General features: G+C 72.7%; 21 protein-coding genes. 11 read left to right on the top strand and 10 right to left on the bottom strand.

The features are described 5' to 3' along the window. Positions 1 to 16: 16 nt before the first annotated feature. Both FDP22_RS22100 and FDP22_RS22095 read right to left on the bottom strand, forming a co-directional pair. Entirely contained in the window at positions 17 to 385 is a 369-nt protein-coding gene (locus tag FDP22_RS22100; RefSeq protein WP_138577054.1) for a hypothetical protein, read from the bottom strand. A 416-nt stretch (positions 386 to 801) separates the two neighbouring features. Continuing rightward, positions 802 to 1524 (bottom strand): GntR family transcriptional regulator, encoded by a 723-nt coding sequence (locus FDP22_RS22095; RefSeq protein ID WP_170317842.1) that lies wholly within the window; start codon positions 1522 to 1524, stop codon positions 802 to 804. Positions 1525 to 1695: 171 nt separating this feature from the next. Between FDP22_RS22095 and FDP22_RS22090 the strand changes: the two genes are divergently transcribed. The 4 genes from FDP22_RS22090 to FDP22_RS22075 are packed head-to-tail and all read left to right on the top strand — an operon-like array spanning position 1696 to position 5735. Beyond that, the gene (locus FDP22_RS22090; protein WP_138577058.1) at positions 1696 to 2895 is read left to right on the top strand and encodes a mandelate racemase/muconate lactonizing enzyme family protein; all 1200 of its coding nucleotides are present in this window, start codon (positions 1696 to 1698) and stop codon (positions 2893 to 2895) included. Between the two features lie 10 nt (positions 2896 to 2905). Next, the gene (locus FDP22_RS22085) at positions 2906 to 3673 is read left to right on the top strand and encodes an SDR family oxidoreductase (protein ID WP_138577060.1); all 768 of its coding nucleotides are present in this window, start codon (positions 2906 to 2908) and stop codon (positions 3671 to 3673) included. Positions 3674 to 3710: 37 nt separating this feature from the next. Further along, the gene (locus tag FDP22_RS22080; RefSeq protein ID WP_138577062.1) at positions 3711 to 4679 is read left to right on the top strand and encodes a 2-hydroxyacid dehydrogenase; all 969 of its coding nucleotides are present in this window, start codon (positions 3711 to 3713) and stop codon (positions 4677 to 4679) included. Between the two features lie 60 nt (positions 4680 to 4739). After that, positions 4740 to 5735: a ketopantoate reductase family protein gene (locus tag FDP22_RS22075; protein WP_138577064.1), complete on the top strand. Its 996-nt coding sequence runs from the start codon at positions 4740 to 4742 to the stop codon at positions 5733 to 5735. Positions 5736 to 5999: 264 nt separating this feature from the next. Here FDP22_RS22075 and FDP22_RS22070 read toward each other — a convergent pair whose 3' ends face one another. From FDP22_RS22070 to FDP22_RS22030, 8 genes are all read right to left on the bottom strand, one after another. Beyond that, positions 6000 to 6830: a carbohydrate ABC transporter permease gene (locus FDP22_RS22070; protein WP_138577066.1), complete on the bottom strand. Its 831-nt coding sequence runs from the start codon at positions 6828 to 6830 to the stop codon at positions 6000 to 6002. Then, a complete protein-coding gene (locus FDP22_RS22065; RefSeq protein WP_138577068.1) occupies positions 6827 to 7732 on the bottom strand; it encodes a carbohydrate ABC transporter permease in 906 nt (301 codons plus the stop codon). The genes FDP22_RS22070 and FDP22_RS22065 overlap by 4 nt, the downstream gene beginning before the upstream one ends. A gap of 374 nt (positions 7733 to 8106) precedes the next feature. Beyond that, on the bottom strand, positions 8107 to 9372 hold the full coding sequence (locus FDP22_RS22055) for an ABC transporter substrate-binding protein (RefSeq protein ID WP_138577070.1): 1266 nt from the start codon (positions 9370 to 9372) through the stop codon (positions 8107 to 8109). Beyond that, positions 9369 to 10481: an ABC transporter ATP-binding protein gene (locus FDP22_RS22050; RefSeq protein ID WP_143972297.1), complete on the bottom strand. Its 1113-nt coding sequence runs from the start codon at positions 10479 to 10481 to the stop codon at positions 9369 to 9371. Before FDP22_RS22050 ends, FDP22_RS22055 begins: the two co-directional genes overlap by 4 nt. Continuing rightward, on the bottom strand, positions 10478 to 11254 hold the full coding sequence (locus tag FDP22_RS22045; RefSeq protein WP_138576795.1) for a DeoR/GlpR family DNA-binding transcription regulator: 777 nt from the start codon (positions 11252 to 11254) through the stop codon (positions 10478 to 10480). The genes FDP22_RS22050 and FDP22_RS22045 overlap by 4 nt, the downstream gene beginning before the upstream one ends. A 117-nt stretch (positions 11255 to 11371) precedes the next feature. Then, positions 11372 to 12655 (bottom strand): TRAP transporter large permease, encoded by a 1284-nt coding sequence (locus FDP22_RS22040; RefSeq protein WP_138576797.1) that lies wholly within the window; start codon positions 12653 to 12655, stop codon positions 11372 to 11374. Next, the gene (locus FDP22_RS22035) at positions 12652 to 13170 is read right to left on the bottom strand and encodes a TRAP transporter small permease (protein ID WP_138576799.1); all 519 of its coding nucleotides are present in this window, start codon (positions 13168 to 13170) and stop codon (positions 12652 to 12654) included. The genes FDP22_RS22040 and FDP22_RS22035 overlap by 4 nt, the downstream gene beginning before the upstream one ends. Before the next feature lie 75 nt (positions 13171 to 13245). Beyond that, a complete protein-coding gene (locus tag FDP22_RS22030) occupies positions 13246 to 14307 on the bottom strand; it encodes a TRAP transporter substrate-binding protein (protein ID WP_239032030.1) in 1062 nt (353 codons plus the stop codon). Between the two features lie 503 nt (positions 14308 to 14810). On the opposite strand from FDP22_RS22030, the gene FDP22_RS22025 reads away from it, so the two are divergent. The 7 genes from FDP22_RS22025 (at position 14811) to FDP22_RS21995 (ending at position 24376) form a co-directional block, all read left to right on the top strand. Further along, positions 14811 to 15062: an acyl carrier protein gene (locus FDP22_RS22025; protein WP_239032029.1), complete on the top strand. Its 252-nt coding sequence runs from the start codon at positions 14811 to 14813 to the stop codon at positions 15060 to 15062. Between the two features lie 20 nt (positions 15063 to 15082). Then, complete coding sequence (locus tag FDP22_RS22020; protein WP_138576801.1) at positions 15083 to 17026, top strand: HAD-IIIC family phosphatase; 1944 nt, start codon at positions 15083 to 15085, stop codon at positions 17024 to 17026. Between the two features lie 54 nt (positions 17027 to 17080). Beyond that, positions 17081 to 18049, top strand: coding sequence for a class I SAM-dependent methyltransferase (locus tag FDP22_RS22015; protein ID WP_138576803.1), 969 nt, complete (start codon positions 17081 to 17083; stop codon positions 18047 to 18049). Then, entirely contained in the window at positions 18046 to 18513 is a 468-nt protein-coding gene (locus FDP22_RS22010) for a VOC family protein (protein WP_138576805.1), read from the top strand. The genes FDP22_RS22015 and FDP22_RS22010 overlap by 4 nt, the downstream gene beginning before the upstream one ends. Before the next feature lie 80 nt (positions 18514 to 18593). Then, the gene (locus FDP22_RS22005; protein WP_138576807.1) at positions 18594 to 19913 is read left to right on the top strand and encodes a hypothetical protein; all 1320 of its coding nucleotides are present in this window, start codon (positions 18594 to 18596) and stop codon (positions 19911 to 19913) included. Between the two features lie 160 nt (positions 19914 to 20073). Next, complete coding sequence (gene mprF, locus FDP22_RS22000; RefSeq protein WP_138576809.1) at positions 20074 to 22845, top strand: bifunctional lysylphosphatidylglycerol flippase/synthetase MprF; 2772 nt, start codon at positions 20074 to 20076, stop codon at positions 22843 to 22845. 70 nt (positions 22846 to 22915) lie between these two features. After that, positions 22916 to 24376: a virulence factor family protein gene (locus tag FDP22_RS21995; RefSeq protein ID WP_138576811.1), complete on the top strand. Its 1461-nt coding sequence runs from the start codon at positions 22916 to 22918 to the stop codon at positions 24374 to 24376. Position 24377 lies beyond the last annotated feature (1 nt).

Raw genomic sequence — 24377 nt, 5'->3', positions numbered from 1 at the left:
CCTGCGGGGGGTGGCGTCAGGCCGCGGCGGGCGGGCCGCGGGGCCGGGGCAGGCAGGTGTCGCGCCGCCCGGGAAGCACGCGCTCCGGCAGGGCGCCGGCGACGGGCCGGGCCTGCACCACGGGCCGGGCCAGCCCGCCGGGCGCCGGCAGGTCGGCCGCGCCGTTGGCGCAGACGGACTTGCACAGCGTGTCGCAGCAGCTCCCGCCGGCCCCGGCGGGAAGCGGGGCGCCCTCATCGGCGGACAGGCACAGCACGCCGGGTGCCGCGGCCGCCATTGCGGCCTGGGCAGCGCCCGCCAGCAGGGCATGCACCGCGATCGCGTAGATCACGGCGGCCAGGACGGCCAGCCGCGCAGCCGCGGCTTTGGGCGAGGTATGCCTCATGGCGCGCAGTCTAGCAGCGAATGCGCCGGACGGGCTGCGGCAAAGCGTGGCTGTGCAGTGCAACACCAGCGGTGGGCCGACAGTGCGGCAAGGCGTGCCGGCGCCCGGCAGGCAGGGCCGTCCCGGGCGCTCTGCGGGTACGGGTGCCTCCCGGGCCGGCGAGCGCGGCTTCCTTTGTAGCGGGAGTGCGGGGGGGTGGCGCGTTTTGGCTGGTCGCGGCAGGTGAGGGCGGCCGGGGGGCAGGTCAAGGCCCCTGACTGACGGTGGTGAGGTACGCGGGGCCGCTGCGGTATGCGGGGGGCGGCGGGCCGCATGGGGTGAGGCACCGCGCGAGGCCGCAGTGGCGGGGCGGCGGCGGGGCCTGGCGGGGCGGCGGCGTGGCGCGCGACGGCGGGGGCCCGCCCCTGCCGGCCTGCTCAGTAGCGCTCGATCCGGCTGTCGAGCAGGGCGGGCGGGGCACCGAGGGACAGGCCGTCGATCATCCGGCCCACCAGGTCGACCAGCGCGTCCGAGGCGGCGGCGGCCGCCTCGCCCCGCCCGTCGGCCAGGGCGTCCAGCACGTCGAGATGCGCGCTGACGGAGGCCGCGGGGTCCGGGCCGGGCGTGGCCAGCCCGTGCCAGATCCAGCCGACCCGGCGGAACACCGAGTGCAGCGGCCGCAGGGTGTTCTCGAGAAAGGGCTCGCCACAGGCCTCCAGCACCACCGCGTCGATGCGGGTGTCGAAGGCGTTGAAATCCGCGAGATCCAGCGTGTCGCCCGCCGCGCGCAGGGCGCCGGCGAGGTGGCGCATGTGGCTGCGCTGGCCCTCGGTGGCACGCGCGGCGGCCAGGCCGATGGCGAAGCGCTCCACCTCGCGGCGCAGGCCCAGCAGCACCCGGCAGCGGCCCAGCTCCACCGGCGCGACCAGCAGCCCCTGCCGGGGCAGGACGTCGAGCAGCGTGTCGGCGGCCAGCCGGCTCACCGCCTGGTGCACCGGGGTGCGGCCGGTGCCGGCCAGCGCCGCGAGATCCTGGATGCGCTGGAAGCTGCCCGGGCGCAGCGCGCAGGTGACGATGGCGGCCTCGATGCGACGATAGGCGCGCTCCGCCTGCGGCAGTTGCGCTGCCGGATCCGCCGCGCCCGCTCCGTCCTTCGCCATGGCCCGCCTCCTCACCCTGCCCTCAACTGAGCCCTTGCATGAATCATTTGGGCCTGCCATGGATATATCGTGATATTTCACGAAATGTCACTTCGAAAACCGCGGCGACACGTGGGAGGAAACCATGATCACCAGCCATCCGGCGCCGGGCCGCCCGACAGGGGCCGCCACATGAAGATCACCGCCATCCGCACCTTCCGGGTGCAGGAATTCGCCAATGTCCTCTGGGTGCATGTCGAGACGGATGCCGGCATCACCGGGCTGGGCGAGACCTTCTACGGCGCCGGCGCCGTGGAGGCGCATATCCATGACACGCTGGCCGGGCGCCTGCTGGGGCAGAACCCGCTGCACATCGAGGCGCTGCACCGCGAGATGCTGAACCTGCCGATGGCGCAATCCTCCACCGGGGTGGAGACGCGGGCGGCCTCGGCCATCGACATCGCGCTGTGGGACATCTTCGGCAAGCTCTGCGGCCTGCCGGTGCACCAGATGCTGGGCGGCCAGTGCTGGGAGCGCGTGCGCGTCTACAACACCTGCGCCGGCACGCGCTATGTGCGCACCAGCAACATCAAGCCGGTCTCCACCTGGAACCTCGGCGAGAGCGACGGACCCTATGAGGACCTCGACGGTTTCATGAACCGCCCCGCCGAACTGGCCGAGAGCCTGCTCGACAGCGGCATCACCGCGATGAAGATCTGGCCCTTCGACCCGGCCGCGATCGAGAACAAGGGCCAGTTCATCTCCACGCAGCAGCTGAAGGACGCGCTGAAGCCCTTCGAGGCGATCCGCCGCGCGGTGGGCGACCGGATGGAGATCATGGTGGAATTCCACTCGCTGTGGAACCTGCCCACGGCGAAGCGCATCGCGAAGGCGCTGGAGCCCTACGACCCGATGTGGTTCGAGGACCCGATCCGGATGAACTCCCCCCAGGCGCTGGCCGAATACGCCCGCTCCACCCCGGTCTGGACCTGCGCGAGCGAGACCCTGGGCACCCGCTTCCCCTACAAGGACATGCTGGACCGCGACGCGGCCCACGTGGTGATGGTGGATCTGTGCTGGACAGGCGGGCTCACCGAGGCCCGCAAGATCGCGGCGTTGGCCGACACCTATCACCGGCCCTTCGCCCCGCATGACTGCATCGGCCCGGTGGGGTTCATCGCCGGCATCCACGCCTCGTTCAGCCAGCCCAACACGCTGATCCAGGAGAGCGTGCGCGCCTTCTACCGCGGCTGGTACAACGAACTGGTGACCGCCATGCCGCGCATCGAGGGCGGCTATGTCTATCCGATGGAAGGCCCGGGGCTGGGGGTGGAGCTGCTGCCCGCCTTCTTCGAGCGCCCCGACCTCACCTCCCGCGTCTCGACCCCCTGAGGAGCCTCACATGTCCACCGAACTTTTCTCCCTCGCCGGGCGCACGGCGCTGGTCACCGGCTCGTCGCGCGGGCTGGGACGGGCCATCGCGGAGGGCCTCGGCCGGGCCGGCGCGCGCATCGTCCTCAACGGCGTGTCGCTGGAGCGGCTGGAAGCGGCGGCGGCGGAGCTGCGCGCGGCCGGGCTCGACGTGCTCACCTCCGCCTTCGACGTGACCGACGAACCCGCGGTGATGGCGGCCTTCGAGGGGTTCGACGCCGCCGGCCTCGCCATCGACATCCTGGTCAACAACGCCGGAATCCAGTTCCGCAAGCCGATGCTGGAGCTGGAGACGGCGGACTGGCGCCGCGTCATCGACACCAATCTCACCTCCGCCTTCCTGGTGGGGCGCGAGGCGGCACGGCGCATGGTGCCGCGCGGGGAGGGCAAGGTGGTCAACATCGGCTCGCTCACCTCCGAGCTCGCCCGCGCCACGGTGGCGCCCTACACGGTGGCGAAGGGCGGCATCAAGATGCTCACCCGCGCCATGGCCGCGGAATGGGGCGAGAAGGGCGTGCAGGCCAACGCCATCGCCCCGGGCTACATGCTCACCGACATGAACGCGGCCCTGGTCTCGGACGCGGCCTTCGACGGCTGGGTGAAGGGCCGCACCCCGGCCCGGCGCTGGGGCCGGCCGGACGAGCTGGTGGGCGCGGCCATCTTCCTTTCCTCCGCCGCCTCCGGCTACGTGAACGGCCAGACGCTGTTCGTCGACGGCGGCATGAGTGTGGTGCTGTGAGCGCCGCGCCGAGACATATGACCCTGCGGGAGCTCCCATGAACATCGTCTTTCACGGCAACAACGCCCTCACCTTCCTGCCCGGCTTCCGGGAGCACCTGGGCGCGGGCCACGACATCACCCACCTGCCGGACGTGCTGGAGACGGACGTGCAGCGCGCCGCCTATGCGGGCGCCGATGTCATCGTGGGCGCCCGCCTGCAGGCCGGCCTGCCGGTGGGCCCGGGGCTGAAGCTGTTCCACGTGCCCGGGGCGGGCTATGACGGGATCGACTTCGCCTGCCTGCCGGAGGCCACCCCGGTGTGCAACTGCTTCGGCCACGAGGCCGCCATCGCCGAATACGTGATGGCAGCCCTGCTCGCCCGCCACGTGCCGCTGGCCGATGCCGACGCCCGCCTGCGCCGGGGCGACTGGACATACTGGGCCGGCGGCCCCTCCGGCCTGCGCACCGAACTGGGCGCGCAGACCATCGGCATCCTGGGCTACGGGCACATCGGCAAGGCGGTGGCGGCGCGCGCCGCGGCCTTCGGCATGACGGTGGTGGTGGCGAACCGCAGCCCGGTGGCGGCGGAGGCGCCGGTCTCGGCGGCCATGCCGCTCACCGATCTGCCGGCCTTCATGGCGGCCGCCGACATCATCGTGAACACCCTGCCGCTGGCGGAAAGCACCCGCGGGCTCGTGGGGGCGGAGGCCCTTGCCGCCATGCGCCCCGAGGGGGTGATCGTGAACGTGGGCCGCGGCGCGGTGATCGCGGAGCAGCCGCTGTTCGAGGCGCTGCAGGCCGGGCGCATCGCCGGGGCGATCCTCGACACCTGGTATGTCTACCCCTCGCCGGAGAACCCGAACCCGCATCCCGCCACCCTGCCGTTCCACACGCTCGACAATGTGGTGCTGTCGCCGCACATGTCCGGCTGGACGCATGGCACCGTGGCGCGGCGGGCGGAGGCGATGGCCGCGAACGTGGCGCGGCTGGCCGAGGGCGCGCCGCTGGAGAACCGGGTGCGCTGAGGGGTTCCTCCGGGCGCGGGCCCGGTGCAGTATCTGCCCTGCGAACAGGAGGGGGACATCATGCGCATCTGCATCTTCGGCGCCGGGGCCACCGGCGGAAACTTTGCCGTGCGGCTGGCACGCGCCGGGCATGACGTGTCGGTCATCGCGCGCGGCCCGCATCTCGAGGCGATCCTGGCGAACGGCCTGCGGCTGGAGGCCGGCGAGACCGTGCTCGAGGCCCGGCCGCGCGCGGCGGCCAGCGGCGCGGAGCTGGGCGTGCAGGACGTGCTCATCGTCGGCGTGAAGGCCCCGGGGCTGGACGGGCTGGCCGGCGCGCTGGCGCCGCTGATCGGGCCGGAGACGCTGGTGGTCTTCCCGCAGAACGGCATGCCCTGGTGGTATCCGCTCAGCCCCGCGCCCGAGGGCGCGCCGGCGGCGCTGCCCGACCTCGCGCTCTTCCGCCGCGGCCCGGCCCTGCTGGCGCAGATGGCGCCGGAGCAGGTGGTGGGCGGGGTGATCTACTCCGGCAACGAGGTGAGCCGCCCCGGCGTGGTGGTGAACACCACGCCTGCACGCAACGCGCTCACCCTCGGCCCGGCCACCGGCGGCGCGGGCGATGCGCGCATCGCCGCCCTGCGCGCCACGCTGGAGGGGGCGGGCATCGGCTCGGAGACCCCCGGCGACATCCGCCAGGTGGTGTGGCGCAAGCTGCTGCTCAACATGTGCGGCTCCGCCCTCGGCCTCGCCACCCGCTCGGTGAGCGCCGAGACCCGGGAGGACCCGGAGCTCTCGGCCGTCTTCCTCGACATGATGGGCGAGGGGATGGCCATCGCCCGGGCCTGGGGCTTCCCGCTCGACGGGCTGATCGACCCGCAGGCGGTGCTGGCCAACCTGCCGGTGCACCGCGCCTCCATCCTGCAGGATTACGAGGCGGGCCGGCCGATGGAGGTGGGCGAGATCGTGCTCGCGCCCCTCGCCTTCGCCCGCGCGGCCGGCGTGCCGGCCCCCACCCTGCGCGTGGTTGCCGCCATCGTGAGCCGGCTGGGCCAGAGCGCGGGGCTGTTCACCCCCTGAGCGCCGGCGCCCCTCCGGAGGCGGCGCAGCGCGTCGGGGGCGTGCGGTGAGACCCGTGGCGGGGCTTCGGCCCGTCCCCGCTGGCCGCCCTGCCCCTCCGGGTGACCGGGCAGCAGCCCCCTCCTGAGCGGCTTCCCGCGCCCCGGCCGCAGGGCCGCCGGCGCGGGGATGCGGGACGCCAGCCAGCCCGACCCCCGTTCATCCCGCCGCGATGACCCGCGCCTTCAGGAGGGCGCTGCCGGGCCTGCGGCTGCGCCCCTGCGCTCAGCGGATGCCGGCGCGCAGGAAGGCCTGGATGAACTGGCGCTGGAAGATCAGGAAGGCCAGCAGCAGCGGCGCCACGGTCATCAGCGTGGCGGCCGAGATCACCGCGATGTTCACCCCGCTTTCGGGGGCTGCGAACAGCGACAGGCCCACGGTGAGGGGGCGGGTCTCGGCCGAGTTGGTGATCACCAGCGGCCAGAGGAAATTGTTCCAGTGCGTCGCCACCGAGACGAGCGCGTAGGCGAGGTAGGTGGGTTTCGCGGCCGGGATGTAGACCCGCCACAGCACGCCCGCCCAGCCGCAGCCCTCGATGCGGGCGGCCTCCTCCAGCTCCACCGGCACCTGGCGGAAGGCCTGGCGCATCAGGAAGATGCCGAAGGCCGAGGCCATGTAGGGCAGGCCGATCCCGAGGATGGTGTCGAACAGCCCCAGCGCCGAGGCGATGGCGTAATTGTCCACGATCAGCACCTCGGGCAGGATGAAGAGCTGCAGCAGCACAGCGTAGAACACCAGCTCGCGCCCCGGGAAGGCGAAGCGCGCGAAGGCGAAGCCCGCCAGCGTGCAGAGCAGGAACTGCCCGGCCAGCACCGTGCTCACCAGCGCGAAGCTGTTGAGGAAGTAGCGCAGCCAGGGCGTGCCCTCCCAGGCGGTGGCGAAGTTCGACAGCGTGAGCGGGGCGGAGAGCCGGAAGCCCACCGCGTCGGTGGGGGAGTGGACGGCCGCCCAGGCCGCGAAGCCCAGCGGCGCGATCCAGACGAGGGCCAGCACCCAGGCGCCCAGTGTGTCGAGCGTGAGGGTGAGGGCCGGAGGCGTGAGGGCGCGGGCGGTCATCGGTAGTGGATCCTCCGGTCGAGCCCGCGGAACTGCGCCACGGCGATGAGGCCGAGCACCAGCAGCACGAGGCAGGTGAGGGCGGCGGCGGCGGGCCGGTCGAAATAGGAGAAGGCGGTCTCCCATATCCAGTAGAGCAGCAGCTTGGAGGCGTTGTCCGGCCCGCCCTTGGTGAGGATGAACAGATGGTCGATGAGCTTCACCGAGTTGATCAGCGCATTCACCAGGATGAACAGCGTGGTGGGCATCAGCAGGGGCAGCAGCACCCGGCGCAGGTAGGTGGCGCGGGAGGCGCCCTCGATGGCGGCGGCCTCGCGCAGGTCGGGCGGGATGGTCTGCAGGGCGGCGAGGTAGAAGACCATGAAGAAGCCCGCCTCCTTCCACACCGACACGGCGATCACCGCCCAGAGCGCGGTGTCGGGCTGGCCCAGCCAGTTCACCGGGGCGGCGCCGAACAGGCCGGTGATGCGGTCGATCAGCCCGATGTCGGGGGTGTAGAAGAACAGCCACAGGTTCGCCGCCGCGATCATCGGCAGCATGGTGGGCACGAAGAAGGCGGTGCGCAGGAAGGCCCGGCCGCGCAGCGCCTGATTGGCCCAGAGCGCCATCACCAGCGCGATGGCGATGGAGGCCGGGATGGTGACGGCGGCGTAGAGGAGGTTGTTGTGCACCACCTTGAGGAAAGTGGGGTCCTCGAACAGGTAGATGTAATTGTCGAGCCCGGCGAAGCGCGCCGGGCGGCGCGAGGTGGTGCGGGTGAACAGGCTCTGCCACAGCGCGTGGCCGGCGGGCAGGAAGGCGAAGACCGTGAGCAGGATCAGCGCCGGCGAGGCCAGCATCCAGCCGTAGAGCGCCATGCGGCGGCGATCATGGTTCCGGGCATGGTCCGGGGTCTGGGTCATCGCGCGGCTCCTGGGCTGTAGGATGCTTGGGCGGGGTGAGGCCCCGGCGCGGGGGCCGGGGCGGCGGGGGCCCCGGTTCGGGATGCGGGGCGTCGAGATGCAGGGGCCGGGGCTGCCGGAGCAGCCCGGGCCGGTGGCGGAAACGGTACCGGCGGCGCGGTGGACGGGCCTCGGCGCGCGGGGGCCGGGCGGGGCGCATCTGGCAAGGCGCCTGTCGGCCGGGAGCGGTGGCGGCGACGGGGTCGGTCCGGCCGCGAGACCCCGGCCCGGAGGCCGGGGCAGCGGTGAGCGGGCAGGGAGCCCGTGCGGGAAGCCCAGGCCCGTGCCCGTGCGGGCCGGGAGGCGGAGCGTCCGGAGGAGCCCCGCCCGGCCGTTCAGCGGAAGGGGCGCAGCAGGCGCTCGGCGGTGGCCTGGGCGTCCTCCAGGGCGTCCTTCGGCTGGCGGGTGCCGGTGAGCGCGGATTGCACGGCGGAGTTCAGCGCCTCGCGCACCCGGCCGGTCTCGTAGGTGGAGAGCTCGGGCACCGCCACCTCCAACTGGTCACGCGCCACCACGGCCTGGGGGAAGTCCGCGCTGTAGTCCTTCAGGGCCGGCGTGTCGTAGGCGGCGGGCGAGATGCCCACGTAGCCGGTGGCGATGGACCATTCGGCGGCGCGCTCCGGCGCGGTCATGTAGCGGATGAGCTTGAGGGAGGCCTGCTGCTCCTCCGGCGTCGCGCCCTTGAACAGGTAGAAGTTGCCGCCCCCCGTGGGCGAGCCGGGCCGGGTGTGGGCCGGCAGCATCGCCACGCCGAAGTCGAAATCCGCGCCGTCGCGCACCGCGGTGAGGTTGCCTGTGGTGTGCCACATCATCGCCGTCTGGCCCTGCAGGAAGGACTGGCGCAGGGTGCCCCATTCGGTGGTGCCGCCCGGCATCACGTCATGCACGGCCGAGAGGTCGCGCCAGAAGGTGAGCGCCTCCACGGCGGCGGGGGTGTCGAAATAGGTCTCGGTGCCGTCGGCGGACATCAGCTCCTGGCCGTTCTGGATCGCGAAGGCCTGGAACATCCAGTAGGGATAGCCGGTGGAGGGCACCATCAGGCCCCAGCGGTCATCCTTGCGCAGGGCCTTCGCGTCGGCGAGCATCTCGTCCCAGCTGGCGGGGGGCGTCTCGGGGTCGAGCCCGGCCTCGCGGAACATGTCCTTGTTGTAGTAGAGCACGATGGTCGAGCGCTGGAAGGGCACGCCCCAGACATGGCCGTCCACCGTGCCGTTGGCCATCAGCGCGGGGTAGAAGCTCTTCAGCCAGGCCTTGTCTTCCGGGCTGGTGGCAACCTCGTCGAAGGGCACGATCAGGTCCTGCTCCATCAGCTCGTAGACATCGATGGAGAACAGCACCGAGAGCTGCGCCGGCTCGCCCGCCATGATGGCCGAGAGGGTGCGCACGCGGGTGTCGTCGTAATTGCCGGCGTAGATGGCGTTCACGTGGATATCCGGGTTCTCGGCCTCGAAGCCGGAGATGAACCCGTCGATCACGCCGCTGAGCGCGCCGCCGACCGAGATCGGGTAGTACATCGTGAGGTCGGTATCGGCGGCGGCGGGCAGGGCGGCGCAGGCGCCGGCGGCGCCGATGAGGGCCGCCTTGAGGAACCGGTGGGTCATGGGAGCAGGTCCTTCTGTCGCTCGGACATTCGGTGGGATGGCGTGGGCGGAGAAACGGGTGTGGAAACGGGCAGGCGGGGCCCCTCGGGGCTCTCGAACACATGCGCCGCGGCGGCGGGCCAACTCAGGCCCACGGCCGCGCCGGGGCGCGGCGCCCCCCGGCCGGGCAGGCGGGCGATGAGCCGGGCATGGCCGGCCTCCGCCCCGCAGGCGAGGTAGACCAGCGTCTCCGCGCCGAGGAATTCCGCGCTCTCCACCGTGGCGGCCAGCGTTCCGGGCCCCGGTTCGGCAAGTGCGATCGCCTCCGGGCGCACGCCCAGCACCGCGCCCGGAGGCAGGGCCCCGGCCGGGCGCAGCGCGCCGGGCAGGGCGGTGACGGGCAGCAGCGCCATCGGGGGCGCGCCGAGGAAAGTGGCGGCGAAGCCGGTGGCCGGGCGCTCGTAGAGCACCTCCGGGGCTGCGGCCTGCTCGATGCGCCCGCCCTTCATCAGCACCACCCGGTCCGCCATGCCCATCGCCTCGGTCTGGTCATGGGTCACGTAGAGCACGGTGAGGCCGAGCCGGCGCTGCAGGGCGCGGATGTCCTGCCGCACCGCGTGGCGCAGCTTCGCGTCGAGGTTGGAGAGCGGCTCGTCCATCAGGCATAAAGGGTGGTCGGAGACGATGGCCCGCGCAAGCGCCACGCGCTGGCGCTGCCCGCCGGAGAGCTGGGCCGGACGGCGGCCCTCCAGCCCCGAGAGCCCGGTGGTCTCCAGCGCCTGCGCCAGCAGCCGGTCTCGCTCCGCCCGGCCCACGCGGCGCACGCGCAGCCCGAAGGTGATGTTCTCGGCCACCGAGAGATGCGGGAACAGCGCGTAGGACTGGAAGACCATCGACAGCCCGCGCGCCGAGGGCGGCGCATGGGTGACATCGCGCCCCGCGATGCGCACCGCGCCCGCATCCGCGCGCTCCAGCCCCGCGACGAGGCGCAGCGTGGTGGACTTGCCGCAGCCCGAGGGGCCGAGCAGCACCACGAACGCGCCGCGCTCCACGCTGAGGGAGAGCTCGCGCACCCCGGTGCCGGCGCCCCAGTCCCGGGTCAGCCCGTCCAGCTCGAGAAAGGCGCTCATGCCACCGCCTCGCCTTCGGGCAGCAGCACGCGCACGCCGGCTTCCGCCGCCAGGGCGGCGAGGGCCGCGGGCGGCGTGGCGTCCAGCACCAGCGTGTCGGCGCTGCCGAGCGCGCCGCCATGCGCGGGGGCGGCCCGGCCGAACTTGGAGAGGTCGGCGACCAGAACGGCATGCCGGCAGCTCTCGCGCAGGGCCTCGCGGGCGCTCACCTCGGCACGGTCGAAGTCCAGCAGGGTGCCGTCGGCATCGATGCCGCCCACGCCGAACACGCCGAAATCGGCCCGGTAGCCGCGGAACAGCGCCTCCGCCTCCGGGCCCAGCAGGTCGCGGTCCGGAAGGCGCAGGGTGCCGCCGGCGATCACCACCCGGTTCGAGCGGTTGGCCGAAAGCGCCATGGCCACATTGAGATTGTTGGTGATGACCGTGAGGTCGTCATGCCCGGCAAGGGCGAGGGCCACCTGCTCGGGCGTGGTGCCGATGCCCAGCATCACCGAGGCGTGGTTGGGGATCAGCCCCGCCACCGCCGCCCCCACCCGGCGCTTGGCCGCGAGGTTGGTGATGCGCCGGCTGTCGTAGGGCGAGTTGGTGGCGGCCTGCAGCAGCTCCGCCCCGCCGTGGCGGCGGCGCAGGATGTTGGCGTCGCACAGCGCGTTCACGTCGCGGCGGATGGTCTGCGGGGTGACGGCGAAATGCTCCGCCAGCCTGTCGATGCCCTGGAGGCCGCGTTCGCGGATCAGGGTCACGATGTCATTCTGCCGCTCGGTTGTGTTCATGTGAAAGCGCCGATGCCGTCCGATCTGTTCGGATCATCGTCTGGACCCGTCAGGTGACAGGCCCGTGACGCGGCAATGGCATTCAGGTGAAACCCGCCCCGGGCGCGGGCGGGGCGCTCAGAGCAGCAGGTGCGGCAGGAAGGTGGAGATGCCGGGCACGTAGGTGACGATCAGCAGCACCACGATATTGGTGAAGACGAAGGGCCAGATGCCCGAGACGATGGTCATCACCGGCTTGCCGAGCGAGGAGGAGGCCACGAACAGGTCTAGCCCGAAGGGTGGCGTGATCATCCCGATCGAGATGTTCAGCGTCACGATCAGCCCGAAATGCACCGGGTCGATGCCGAGCGCCTGCGACACCGGGTAGAGCGGCGGCACCAGGATCAGCAGCGCGGAATTCGGGTCGATGAACATGCCGGCGATGAAGAAGGTCACGTTGACCACCAGCAGGAACATCAGCGGCCCGGCGTCGATGGCCTGCAGCCCGGCGATGATGCTGCCCGGCACCTGCGCGAGCGTGATGAAATAGGACAGCAGCCCGCCCATCGCCAGCAGGATGAAGATGGTGGCGGTGGAGATCGCGGCGCGCTCGGTAAGGGCGGCGAGCCGGGCGAGGCTGAGCTCGCGGTAGATGAACCCCTCCACCAGGATGGCATAGACCACGCTCACCGCCGCGGCCTCGGTGGGGGTGAAGATGCCGCCGTAGATGCCGCCCAGGATGATTGCCGGCATCCCCAGCGCCCAGCCCGCCCGGCGCAGGGCGGCGAGGATGTCGCGCAGGCGCGGCGCGGGGCCGCGGGTGTTGCCCGCCCGGCGGGCTGCGATGGCCGCCATCACCGCGAAGGCGAGGCCGAGCACGATGCCCACCGCCAGCCCGCCCACGAACAGCGCCGCCACGGAGGTGCCGGTCATCCAGCCGTAGATGATCAGAGTGATGGAGGGCGGGATGAGCAGGGCGGTCTCGGCGCTAGACGCGATCAGCCCCAGCGAGAATGTCTCCGAGAACCGGGCCGCGCGCAGCTCCGGGTAGACGATCCGCCCCATGGCCGCCACGGTGGCGGGGGCGGAGCCGGAGACCGAGCCGAAGGCCATCGCCCCCCCGATCGCCGTGTAGCCCATGCCGCCGCGCAGGTGGCCCAGCAGCGCCTTCACCAGCCCGGTGAGGCGCAGGGCGATCTGCCCGTCGCCCATCAGCTCGGCGGCCAGGATGAAGAACGGGATGGCGAGCAGGGTGGAATGGTTGATGCCGCCGAGGATCTTCTGCACCACCACCGGGTCCGGCAGGGAGGCGAAGAAGAACTGCTTGACCATCAGCGCCGGCACGCCGAGCACCAGGATCATCTCGAACCCCGCCACCAGCAGGGCGAGGGCGGCCAGGATCACGACACCGAGCAGGATCATGCCGCCTCCTCCGCGGAGGCTTCCGCCGCCGCCTGGGTGGCGTAGCGGTCCGTCACCCCGGCAAGGTTCAGCCCGTAGCGCAGCGCGAGCAGCGCGAAGCCGGCCGTGGGCGCCACGTAGATCCAGCCCATCGCAAGGCCCAGCGTGGGGCTGCGCTGGCCGGTGGCGAACACGAACAGCGTCATCTTCAGCCCCAGCCAGGCGACGTAGAGCGAGAACACCAGCCCCAGCGCGTCGATCACCCTGCGCAGCGGCAGGCGGGTGCGCGCGGCCAGCCTGTCACGCCAGGTGTGCACGCTCACGTGGCGGCCGCGCTCCAGCGCGAGGCCGGCGGCGAGGAACACCAGGAACAGGTTCAGGATGCGCACCGCCTCGTCGATCCAGGCGAGGTCGGTCGCGAGGTCGCCGCCCCATTGCCGGGCCGCCACGTTCAGCGCGAACAGCCCCACCATGGTGAGGAAGATCGCCACGAGGGCGGAGCGCTCGGCAAGGCGCAGGGCGGTGAGGGCTGTCACATCGGGTCTCCGGGCCGGAAGCGGCAGGGTCCGGCACGGGGCCGGCGGGCGGGAGGCGCCCGCCCGCCGGGCCGGTCAGTTGTCGAGCGCCTTGTAGGCGGTCTCGTAGGCGGAGATCAACGCCGCTCCCTCATCCCCCGCGCGCTCCAGGTAGGCCGCGCGCGCGGCGGGGTACATGGCCTCGCGGAAGGCGGATTTCTGCTCGGGGGTGAGCTCGGTCACCTCCAGGCCGGCGTCCTCGATCACCTTGCGCGCATCGGCCACGGCGGCGGCCTTGTGGGCGATGAGGTCCGGGATCACCTCCTCGAAGGCGCCGGTGATGATCTGCTGGTATTCCTCCGGCAGCGAGGCCCAGAACGCCGGGTTGAACAGGATCACGTCCTCCATCGCACCGTGGTCGGAGACCAGCAGGTGCTTCTGCACCTCGTAGAACTTCATGTTGCGGATGGTGTCGAGCGGGTTCTCCTCCCCGTCCACCACGCCGGTCTGCAGCGCGGTGTAGAGCTCGCCGAAGGGCAGGGCGATGGCCGAGGCGCCGAGCGCCCTGAACTGCTCGATGAGGATGCTGGAATCCATCACCCGGAACTTCTGCCCGGAGAAATCGGCCAGCGTGTCGATGGGCTTGTTGGAGGTGAAGCTCTTGCGGCCGTTGGGCCACAGGCCGATGCAGGTCACGCCGCGGCTGTTGAAGCTGTCGCACAGCGCCTTGCCGAACGGGCCCTCGCGCAGGGTCTGCGCCTTCGCGTCGTCATCGGGCAGCAGGAACGGGATGTCGAGAACCGACACCGCCGGGTTGAACCCGCCCAGGAAGGCCGCCGGCGAGACCGTGGCCTCCAGCGTGCCGAGCTGCACGCCCTCGGTCATCTCGCGCTGCGAGCCGAGCTGGCCCTGCGGGAAGATCTGGAATTCCACCGCGCCCTCGGTGCGCTCCGCCACCAGTTCGGCAACCAGCTCCAGGTGGATGTGCCGCGACTGCGCGGTCGATTCCAGATGGCCGATCTTGATCGTGTACTCCGCCGCGAGCGCGCCTGCCGCGAAGGCCGAGCCCAGCACGAGCCCGAGCACCGGCGCCGCCAGCCGTCCGAAACCCCGGGCCCCCTGTCGTGCCCTGCCGCCCGTGCCTGCGATGAACCCCAAGCCGATCATCCCCATACCTGTCCCCTTGTCCCCGTTGAGCGCCCTGAAATGGGCCGGGCGCCAAGGTAGAAACGCGCCGCACCCCTGTCAAACGCCCGCAGGCCGGCGGGCGCGCCGCGCGGCGCGGTGCGCCTTTGAGGCAACGCCTCCGGGCCGGGATCCCTGCCTCCGGCGCCGCTCTCCCCGCCCCTTCGCCCGGAACCGCCCCCACGGAGTTCCAGGTCCGCCCGGAGGTCCGTGGCGCGGCGCAGGGCCCGGCCGGCACCGGGGGGAGGTTTGCGGCCACGCCGTGCCGTCGGGGGGCGCCGCGCCCTGCGAAAGGCCGGGCGCGGGCCGGGTGGCGGGGCAGGGCGTGCGGGCGGCGGGAGGTCTCCTCCCGGGCTCCGGCAGGCCGGTCGCGGAGGCTGCGGCAACAGGCGGGGCGCGACGGGATTCTTCTGGCAAACAGGGGCAATCTATGTTTGGGTTCACACCTATCCGAAGGTCAGGAGACAGGTTCAAACGTGGATACTGAAGCATTGCTGGGCAAGATTTCCGAAATAATCGTCGATGTGCTCGATCTCGACGATCTTTCGCCCGAAAGTATCACGAGAGAGACCACCGCAGATGACGTGGAAGGCTGGGACAGCCTGCAGCATGTCCGTATTCTCACAAGTATCGAGCGCAGTTTCGGCTTCCGCTTCGCCAGCGACGAGATTGCGGAACTGCGGGACGTGGGCGAACTCGTGGACCGGGTCGCGACCAAAATCGCATGACGGATCAGGGGCCGAGCCTGATGTCCCGCCATCCGCCCCCCGGGCCCGCCGCCCCGCTCGAACTCGGCTGGCTGCGCCCGCCGCCCCCGGACCTGCGCGCCGGGATTTCGGAGATCCGCGGCCGGCTGAAGGCGGGCGCGGCCGGGCCGGCGGACTGGCAGGCGCTGCGCGCCCTGTCGCTGCACGCGCTGGATGAACCGCAGCTTGCCCGCCTCGCTCGGCTGGTGGACGCGCTGCCCGACGGGCCGGGCCTGCCGGAGCCGCTGCGCCTCGCGCTCCTGGGGGACGGCACGCTCTCGCTGCTCGGCCCGGCCATCACCGCCACCGCCCTGCGCCGGGGCTTGCGGGTGCGGGTGATCGGAACAGAATACGGCACCGCGATGGGCGAGGCGCTGGACCCGGGCAGCGCCCTGCACGCCGCCGCGGCCTCCGCGGCGCTGGTCGCCCCCGATCGCCGGATGCTCGGGCTCGACGGGTTCGAACCCGTCGCGGAGGCCGCGGCGGAGCGGGTGGCAGCCGCGCTCGGCACCCTGCGCGGGCTGGTGGCGGGGCTGCGGCAGAGCCTCTCCGGCCCGGTGCTGATGCAGAGCGTCGTGCCGCCCGCGCTGCCGTTCCTGGGCGGGTTCGACCGGCTTCACCCGGGCAGCCCGGCGGCCATGGTCGCCGCGCTCAATGCCGCGCTGGCGGACTGGGCGGCGGGCGGCGACATCGTGCTGGTCGACATCGCCGCGCTGGCCGGCGCCTGGGGGCTGGCGCGCTGGGAGGACCCGCAGCACTGGCACGGCTCCAAGCTGCCCTTCAGCCCGGACGCGATCCCGCTGCATGCCGAATGGGTGGTGCGCACGCTCGCGGCCGCGCGCGGCCTCACCGCCAAGTGCCTGGTGCTGGACCTCGACAACACGCTCTGGGGCGGGGTGATCGGCGATGACGGCGTGGACGGGCTGGTGCTGGGGCAGGGCTCGGCCCGGGGCGAGGCGCACCTGGCCGTGCAGCGCCTGGCGCTGGAGCTGAGGGCGCGCGGCGTGCTGCTGGCCGTCGCCTCGAAGAACGACGACGCCGTGGCCCGCCGCGCCTTCCGCGAGCACCCGGACATGCTGCTGCGCGAGGAGCACATCACCGTCTTCCAGGCGAACTGGACCGACAAGGCCGCGAACCTGCGCGCCATTGCCGAGACCCTCGACATCGGCCTCGACGCGCTGGTGTTCCTTGACGACAACCCGGCCGAGCGCGCCCAGGTGCGCGCCGAGTGCCCGCAGGTGATGGTGCCGGAGCTGCCCGAGGACCCGGCGCTCTACGCGCCCACGCTGATGGCGACGGGCTATTTCGACACCACCGCCTTCGGCGCCGAGGACGCGGGGCGCGCGGCACTCTACGCCGGCCGGGCGGAACGGCTGCGGCTGGAGGCCACCACCTCGGACATGGGCGCCTACCTGCGCTCGCTCGACATGGTCTGCACCCTCAGGCCCTTCGACGCGGAGAGGCGGGCGCGCATCGCCCAGCTCATCAACAAGTCCAACCAGTTCAACCTCACCACCCGCCGGCGCTCCGAGGCGGAGGTGGCCGCCCTCACCGCCGCGCCCGGCTGGTTCACCCTGCAGGCACGCCTGGCCGACCGCTTCGGCGACAACGGCATGATCGGCGTGGTGATCGCCGAGGCGCGGGGGCCCGACTGGGTGATCGACACCTGGCTGATGAGCTGCCGGGTGCTCAAGCGCCGGGTGGAGGAGGCCGTGCTCGCCGTCCTCGCCGGCGCGGCGCGCGCGGCGGGGGCGGAGCGGCTCACCGGGCGCTACATCCCCACGCCGAAAAACGCGCTGGTGCGCGGACATTACCCGGCCCTCGGCTTCACCTCCGGCGGGCCCGGCGCGACGGAGGGCGAGACGCTGTGGCATCTCGACCTCGCCGGCTGGCAGCCCCCCGACGATCTTCCGATGGACATCGTGGACGAGACCGGCCGACACTGACGCGGGACACCCCGGAGAGGGCCAGCCCGCCAACCTGACACAGGAGGCACGCACATGACCGAACTCGAAACCCTTCCGGAGGTGGAGGCCGGCATGGGCCCGGCCACCCGCCGCGTGGTCGAGGCGGTGGAAGCCGCCTATCCTGCCCATGCGAAATACCTGCGCCGCAGCTTCGCCGCCCGCAGCCCCGGCATGGTCGCCACCGCCGAGCGCGTGGCCGACCTCATCTTGCGGCTTGTGGCCGGCACCGGCCGCAGCCTGGAGAGCTACGCGCAGGACTACCGCTACTTCGTGGAGGAGATCGTGTTCCCGGAGGAGCTGTTCTTCCGCCGCGAGGGCCGCTACCGGCTGTCCTCCTTCGCGGAGGCCGAGCGCGACGTCTACGCCAACCGCGCGATGATGGCGCGCTACATGGACGGGCTGCTGGTGTCGGACTGCATCTGGCTCAACCACGTGAACGCGATGACCCATTTCGCAGACACGCATCTCGCCGGCCTGCCGGCGGGCGGCGCGCATCTGGAGATCGGGCCGGGCCACGGGCTGCTGCTGCGCCTCGCCATCGAATCGGGCCGCTTCGGCAGCATCGACGCCTGGGACATCTCCGAGACCTCCATCGCCCACACCCGCGAGGTGCTGGGCCTGCTGGGCCATGCGGACCGCGTGCGCCTCACCCGCTGCAACTTCTATGACGCCGAGATGCGCGCCGCCCATGCCGGGCGTTTCACCTCCATCGCCTTCTCCGAGGTGCTGGAGCACCTGGAGGAGCCGGGCCTCGCCATCGAGGTGATCCGCGGTCTGCTCGCGCCCGGCGGGCTCGTGTGGATCAACGTGCCCGCCAACGCCCCGGCGCCGGACCATCTCTACCTCGTGCGCGCGCAGGAGGAGGTGGAGGCGCTGGTCGCCGCCGCCGGGCTGGAGCTGGTGGAGACGCGGGCCTTCCCCGCCGCGGGCGAGAGCCTGGAGCGCGCGCTGCGCCTCGAGCTGCCGGTCACCTACATTCTCGTCGCGCGGTGCCCGCGATGAGCCCCATCGGCGCCGTGGGCTTGCCGGAAGGCGTGCAGGTGGGCGAGCTGCACCATGTCGGCATCGTGTTCCCGGACATCCGCGACGCGGAGGAGATGATGGCGCTGCTGGGCCTGGAGGAGACCTCCCGCGGCCGGGTGGAGGCCTGGTCGGTGGAGTGCATCTTCACCCGGGCCGCGCCCGGCGGCTCGCCGGTGGAATTCATCATCCCCAGCGGCGGGCCGCTGGCCAGCTTCAACAAGGGCGCGGGCGGGCTGCACCACGTGGCCTTCACCGTGCCCAGCCTCGACCTGGTGCGCGACACGCTGCAGGCCCGGGGCAAGGGCCTGCTGGAGAGCCGGCACATGCGCGGCGCGGGGCCGTTCCTGTGCAACTTCCTCCACCCGGCGCACACCCGCGGCGTGATCGTGGAGTTCATCGAACTCTTGCCGGTGCTGCCCGAAACCCGGGAGCCGCCGAAATGAGCGGGGGACCGGGCGACGCGCCCGGCACGGATGCGCGCATCGCTTCGCACGATGCCGCGCGCGCAGGGGAGGCCGCGGAGATGGCAGCAGGACCCGACATCGACACGGAGACCGACGAGACCGAGGACGCGCTTCCGGTTCCGCCGCAGGTCGGCGAAACGCTGAAGCGCTTCGAGGAGGTGCTGCGCGCCGCGAAGCGGGTGGGGCGGACCGACCCGAAACACCTCGCCTCCGTGCTGGGCCGGGTGCCGGCGCGGCGGATCTCCGACCCGCAGTTCATGGCGCTGCTGCGCCGGCGCTTCGAGCAGGAGGACTGCCGGGAGGTGCTGCTGGAGCTGCTCCTGCGCACCCCGGCGGAGACCTTCTCCAGCGTGCACGCCGCGGGCGTGGCGCTGGTGACGGCGGCACGGCTGGGGCGCAGTGCCGAGGTGGAGGACATCATGGCCGCGCAGCGCGCCGGCGGGGCGGAGGCCCGCTTCGGCGTGCTCGACTACATCAACCGGTTCCACCCTATTCCGCCCGCCTCCATCTTCGGGCTGGCGGCGCTGAAATATGCCCCGGTGGCCGACGACCCCCGGGAGGGGTTCGTCGAGCGGGCGCGCGCGATGATGCCCCGGATCGACCCGGACCCGCGCCTCGTCGCCGCGCTGTTCCCGCACCGCGACAACCCGCGCATCCACCGCGAGGCCTGGGTGTCGCGGGTGCGCTTCGCCTGCGCGGCGGACCACATCTTCCAGGATGCGATCACCGCGGGCTTCATCTCCGGGCGCGCGCCGGTTCCCGAATACTTCTCCCGCGACGTCTACGAGAGCACGCCGCTGGAGCGCGCGCGCGAGATCACCAGCGTCGTGCCGCGCGACAGGGGCGTGCTGTTCTCCACCTTCCACGCCGGGCACCTCACCATGGTGCGGCTGAACTTCCAGCGCATCTTCGAGACCGGCATCCAGATCCAGCGCAGCAACTCCGCGCAATATGCGCCGGGGATGATCTCGATCGCGGACAACCCGCGCGCGGCGCTGTTCTCCGCGCTGCGGATGATCGAGGACGGCGGCCAGCTCCTGATGGCCCCGGACGGGCACTGGGGCGAGTCGCGCCTGGCCATCTCCGTGCTCGGCCACACGCTGGACATCGGCGAGGGCGCGGCCTTCCTCGCCTACGAATCCGGCTGCTACAACGCCTTCCTCACCTATGTCTTCGACGGCGGCGTCTTCGTGCCGCGCGTCGTGGAGGGGCCGCAGAAGCTGCCGGGCGAGAAATACCGCGCCTACCGCCAGCGATGGGCGCAGTTCTACGCCCGCGAGATCGAGCGGATCTTCACCGGCCGGCCGGAGAACATTGCCTTCCGGAACCGCTGGTTCGGGGTGTTCGCGCGGCGCCCGCGCGCGCCTGCGGCGGGCTGAGCCCCGCCGCGCCCTCCCGGCGAACGTCCCCATAAGGTACCTTATGTTAAAGACTTGGTGATCGGCTCGTGAGCCGTCTCGCCGGGCCGGGAATTGTCTGCTACGCAGTGCCCCGCCGGCGCGGGGCCTGCCGGCTCGTGAGACGAAGGGACAGACCACGATGCAGGACAAGACCGGCCCGCGCCCGTCTTCCCGGCCCGCAGCCCCGGCCACCGCCGGCGCCGGCGCCCTTGACGATATCCCCGCCGCCCCCGCGGCCCCGGGCCTGCCTCCCGGCGCCGGAGCGGAGCCGGAGCCGGCGGAGGGTGCGGCCACGGGCCTGCGGGCCTGGATTGCGGCGCACCGCAACTACCTGCTGATTCCGGCCATCCTGATCCTGCTCTGCGCGGGGGGCTTCGCGCTGCGCGGGCTCGCGGCGGAGGCCGATTACCACATGGTCGTCGCGGCCTTGCTGGCCACGCCGGGCTGGCGGCTGGGGCTCGCGGTCGGCCTCACGGCGCTGAGCTACGTGGCGCTCACGCTCTACGATGTCACCGCGCTGGCCTCGCTCGGCGTGCCCCGGCGCTGGCGGGACGTGGCGCCGGGGGCCTTCGCCGCCTTCGCCATTGCCCAGTCCGTGGGCTTCGGGCCGCTGAGCGGCGCCGCGGTGCGGCTGCGCTTCTACCTGCCGCTGGGCATCGGTGCCTCCGAGGTGGCACGGCTGGTGGCGCTCGTCACCTTCGCCTTCGGGCTGGGCCTGCTGCTGACGGCGGGGCTCGGGGCCGTGTTCGCCGCCTCCGAGATGGCCCCGGCGCTGGGGATCTCCACGCCGCTGCTGCAGGCGGTGGGGGCCGCGGCCTTCGGCCTCGCCCTCGCGGTGCTCGCGCTGGGGGGCCACGGCATCGAGCTGCGCGGCGGGCTGTGCCGGCGGCTGCACATCGCCGGGCCGGTGCGCCTGCCCGGACGGGGGCTGCTGGCGCGGCAGATGCTGGTTGCGGCGGCGGATATCCTCGCGGTGTCCGGCGTGGTCTGGGTGCTGCTGCCGCCGGGCACCATCTCCTACCCCGCCTTCGTGCCGCTGTTCGCGGTGGCGCTCACCATCGGGGTCACCAGCCATGTGCCCGCCGGGCTGGGCGTGTTCGAGGCGGTTCTGCTCGCCGGGCTGTCGAGCTCCGGCACCCCGGTGTCGCAACTGCTCGCGGCGCTGACCCTCTACCGGCTGATCTACTACGCGGCGCCGATCATCCTGGCCTGCGCGGGGGTGGTGGTGGCGGAGGCGAACCGCCTCTCCGCCAGCCCGGCGCTGCGGCTCGCGGCCCGGGCCTTCGCCGGGCTGGCGCCGCAACTGCTGGCGGCCTTCTCGCTGCTGCTGGGGGCGATGCTGGTGTTCTCCGCCGTCACGCCGGCGCGCAGCGTGGACCTGGCCTGGCTGGCCCGCCACCTGCCGCTGCCGCTGCTGGAGGGCGCGCATTTCTTCGCCAGCGTGCTGGGGGCGGTGCTGATGCTCTCGGCGCGGGGCCTCGCCTACCGGCTGGACGGGGCGCGGGCGGTGGCGCTGGCCGCGGCCTCGGTGGCGCTGGTGCTCTCGGTGCTCAAGGCCTTCGCGCTTTACGAGGCCGCGGCGCTGGCGCTGTTCATCCTGCTGCTGCTCGCGGCGCGGCGCAGCTTCGACCGGCCGGCCGCGATCCTGAACCAGACCCTGTCGCCGCGCTGGTTCGCGGCCATCGCCTGCGTGCTGGTGAGCGCGCTCGCCATCCTGCTGTTCGTGCATGACCATTCCGAATTCGGGGTGGAAAGCTGGGCGCGGTTCGAGCTCTCCGCCGAGGTGCCGCGCGGGCTGCGCGCGCTGGTGGGCGCCGGGCTGGTCTGCGGTTTCGCCGGCCTGTGGATGCTGCTGCGCCCGGGGGCGAGCGCGCAGGGCGGCCCCGCCTCGGGGGCGGAATGCGCCCGCGCCCTTGCCATCGCGGCCGGTCAGCCCGCGGCGGAGGCAGCGCTGCTGCGGCTGGGCGACAAGCGGCTGATGTTCTCCGACGACGGCCGGGCCTTCGTGATGTACGGCCGGCAGGGCCGGTCCTGGATCGCGCTGTTCGGGCCCTTCGGCGCGGGAGACGCCTGGCCCGGGCTGGTGTGGGACTTCGTGGAGACCGCCCGGCGCGCCGGCGGCCGCGCCGCCTTCTATCAGGTGACCGGCGACACCCTGGCGCTCTACGCCGATGTCGGGCTTGCCTGCCTGAAGATCGGCGAGGAGGCGCGCCTCGACCTCACCGCCTTCACCCTGGAGGGCCCGGCGCAGAAGGACCGCCGTTACGCCCTGCGCCGGGGCGAGCGCGACGGGCTCGCCGTGGAGCTGCTGCCCCGGGGCGGCGCCGGCGCGGTGATGGCGGAGCTGTCGGAGATTTCCGCGGCCTGGCTGGCCACGCGCGGCGGGGCGGAGAAGGGATTTTCCCTGGGCGCGTTCCTGCCCGGATACGTTCTGGGCCAACGGGTTGCCCTGCTGCGACGCGGCGAGGAGATCCTCGCCTTCGTCACCCTGATGGAGACCGGAGAGGGCTCGGAAGCTGCCGTCGACCTGATGCGCCACGGTGGCGACATGCCCGCCATCGGCATGGAATTCCTGTTCCTTCGCCTCGCGCAGATCCTCTCCGGCGAGGGGCTGCACTGGCTCGGCCTGGGCATGGCGCCGCTGTCGGGAATGTCCGACAGCGTGGTCGCCCCCACGTGGCAGCGGCTGGGCCGGGTGATCTACGAACACGGCAGCCGTTTTTACAATTTCAAGGGATTGCGTGGATTCAAGGCACGGTTCCAGCCGGAATGGCGTGCCCGATATCTCGCGGTGTCGGGGGGGCTGGACCCGGCGCTGGTACTGTTCGACGCCGCACGCCTCATCGCCGCGGGCCCGCAGGGCGCGGTGGTGCCGGTACATGAGTTCGAGGAGGGCCCTGCCCATGACTGATTCGTCTCAGACCCCGTGCCCCGGGGGCTGCTCCGGCCCCGGCCGTGCCTGTGCGCGGACCGGCCCGAGGATGCGCGCGTGGGCGCGCACGGGGCTGCGCACGGGGCTGCGCGGGCTCGCCCTGGCGCTCGGGCTCGGCCTTGCCGCCGGCCAGGGGGGCGCGGCGCGGGCGGCGGATGTCGATCTCGGGCTGCTCGACGGCGCCAGGGTCGGCCTGCCGGAGGGGGCCGCGCGCGGCACGGTCTACCTGTTTTCCGGCGCCGCTGGCTGGGGCACGGAGGAGACCGGGCTCGCGGCCCGGCTCACCGGCAGTGGCGCCGCGGTGGTGGAGGTGGACCTTCCGACCTATCTCGCCAAGATCCGCGCCGTGACGGGAGACTGTGCCTATCTCGTCTCCGACATCGAGCGCTCCAGCCACCAGATCGCCCGGCAGACCGGGGCCGACACCTTCGCCGGGCCGGTGGTGGCCGGGCTGGGCGCCGGCGGGGCGCTGGTGCTCGACATGCTGGCCCAGACCCCGGACGCCACGATCGGCGCCGCGCTGGCGGCCAACCCGGCGGCGGACTGGGGCAGCCCGGCGCGCCTGTGCACCGAGGCGCCACGGGCCGCCGGGCCCGGCGCCGGGCATTTCGAGCTGCCCTCCGGCGCGCTGCCGGCCCCGCTCACCGTGGTGCTGGGCGGCGATGCGCCGGCCGACAGCGCGGCGCGCGTGGCCGCGCTCGATTCGGAGGGCGCCACCTACCAGCGGGTGGAGACCCCCGGCTCTGCCGTGGCCTCGCTGGGCAGCGAGATCGACGCGGCGCTGGCCCGGCTCGACGAGAGCATGACCCGGCTGCCCCTCGCCGCCCTGCCCACCACGCCCACCCATGACGCGATGGCCATCGTGATCTCCGGTGACGGCGGCTGGCGCGACCTCGACAAGACCATCGCGGGCGAGCTGCAGTCGCGCGGGGTGCCGGTGGTCGGGCTCGACGCGCTGCGCTACTTCTGGAGCCGGCGCACGCCGGAGGAGACCGCGCAGGACATCACCCGCATCGTGGGGCGCTATTCCGCGCTCTGGGGCACGCACCGGGTGGTGCTGATCGGCTATTCCTTCGGCGCCGGGGTGCTGCCGGATGTCTATGCCGCCCTGCCCCCCCGGTTGCGGGACCGGGTGGTGCAGGTCTCGCTGCTCGGCCTCGCGCATGAGGCGGACTGGGAGATCACCGTTTCCGGCTGGCTGGGCACCACCTCCGAGGCCGCGACGCCGGTGGCCGCGGCGCTGGCCGCGCTGCCGGCGGAGAAGGTGCAGTGCGTCTACGGCGTGGAGGAGGAGGATTCGCCCTGCCCCGCGCTGGAGGGCAGCGGCGCGGAAGTGATCCGCACCGACGGCGGCCACCATTTCGACGGGGATTACACCGCCCTCGCCCTGCGGGTTCTCGACGGGCTGGAGCACCGGCAGGGCACGCGCGCCTCGCAGGCGGGTGGCGGCTCGGTTCTCCCGGTGGCGTCACCCGCCGGGAGCGTGGACCCGCACACCCCCGGCGAATAGG

Origin of the sequence: Paroceanicella profunda, assembly GCF_005887635.2 — a bacterium.
In the GTDB taxonomy this organism is placed as follows: domain Bacteria; phylum Pseudomonadota; class Alphaproteobacteria; order Rhodobacterales; family Rhodobacteraceae; genus Paroceanicella; species Paroceanicella profunda.
This window is presented reverse-complemented; position numbering and strand designations above follow the sequence as displayed.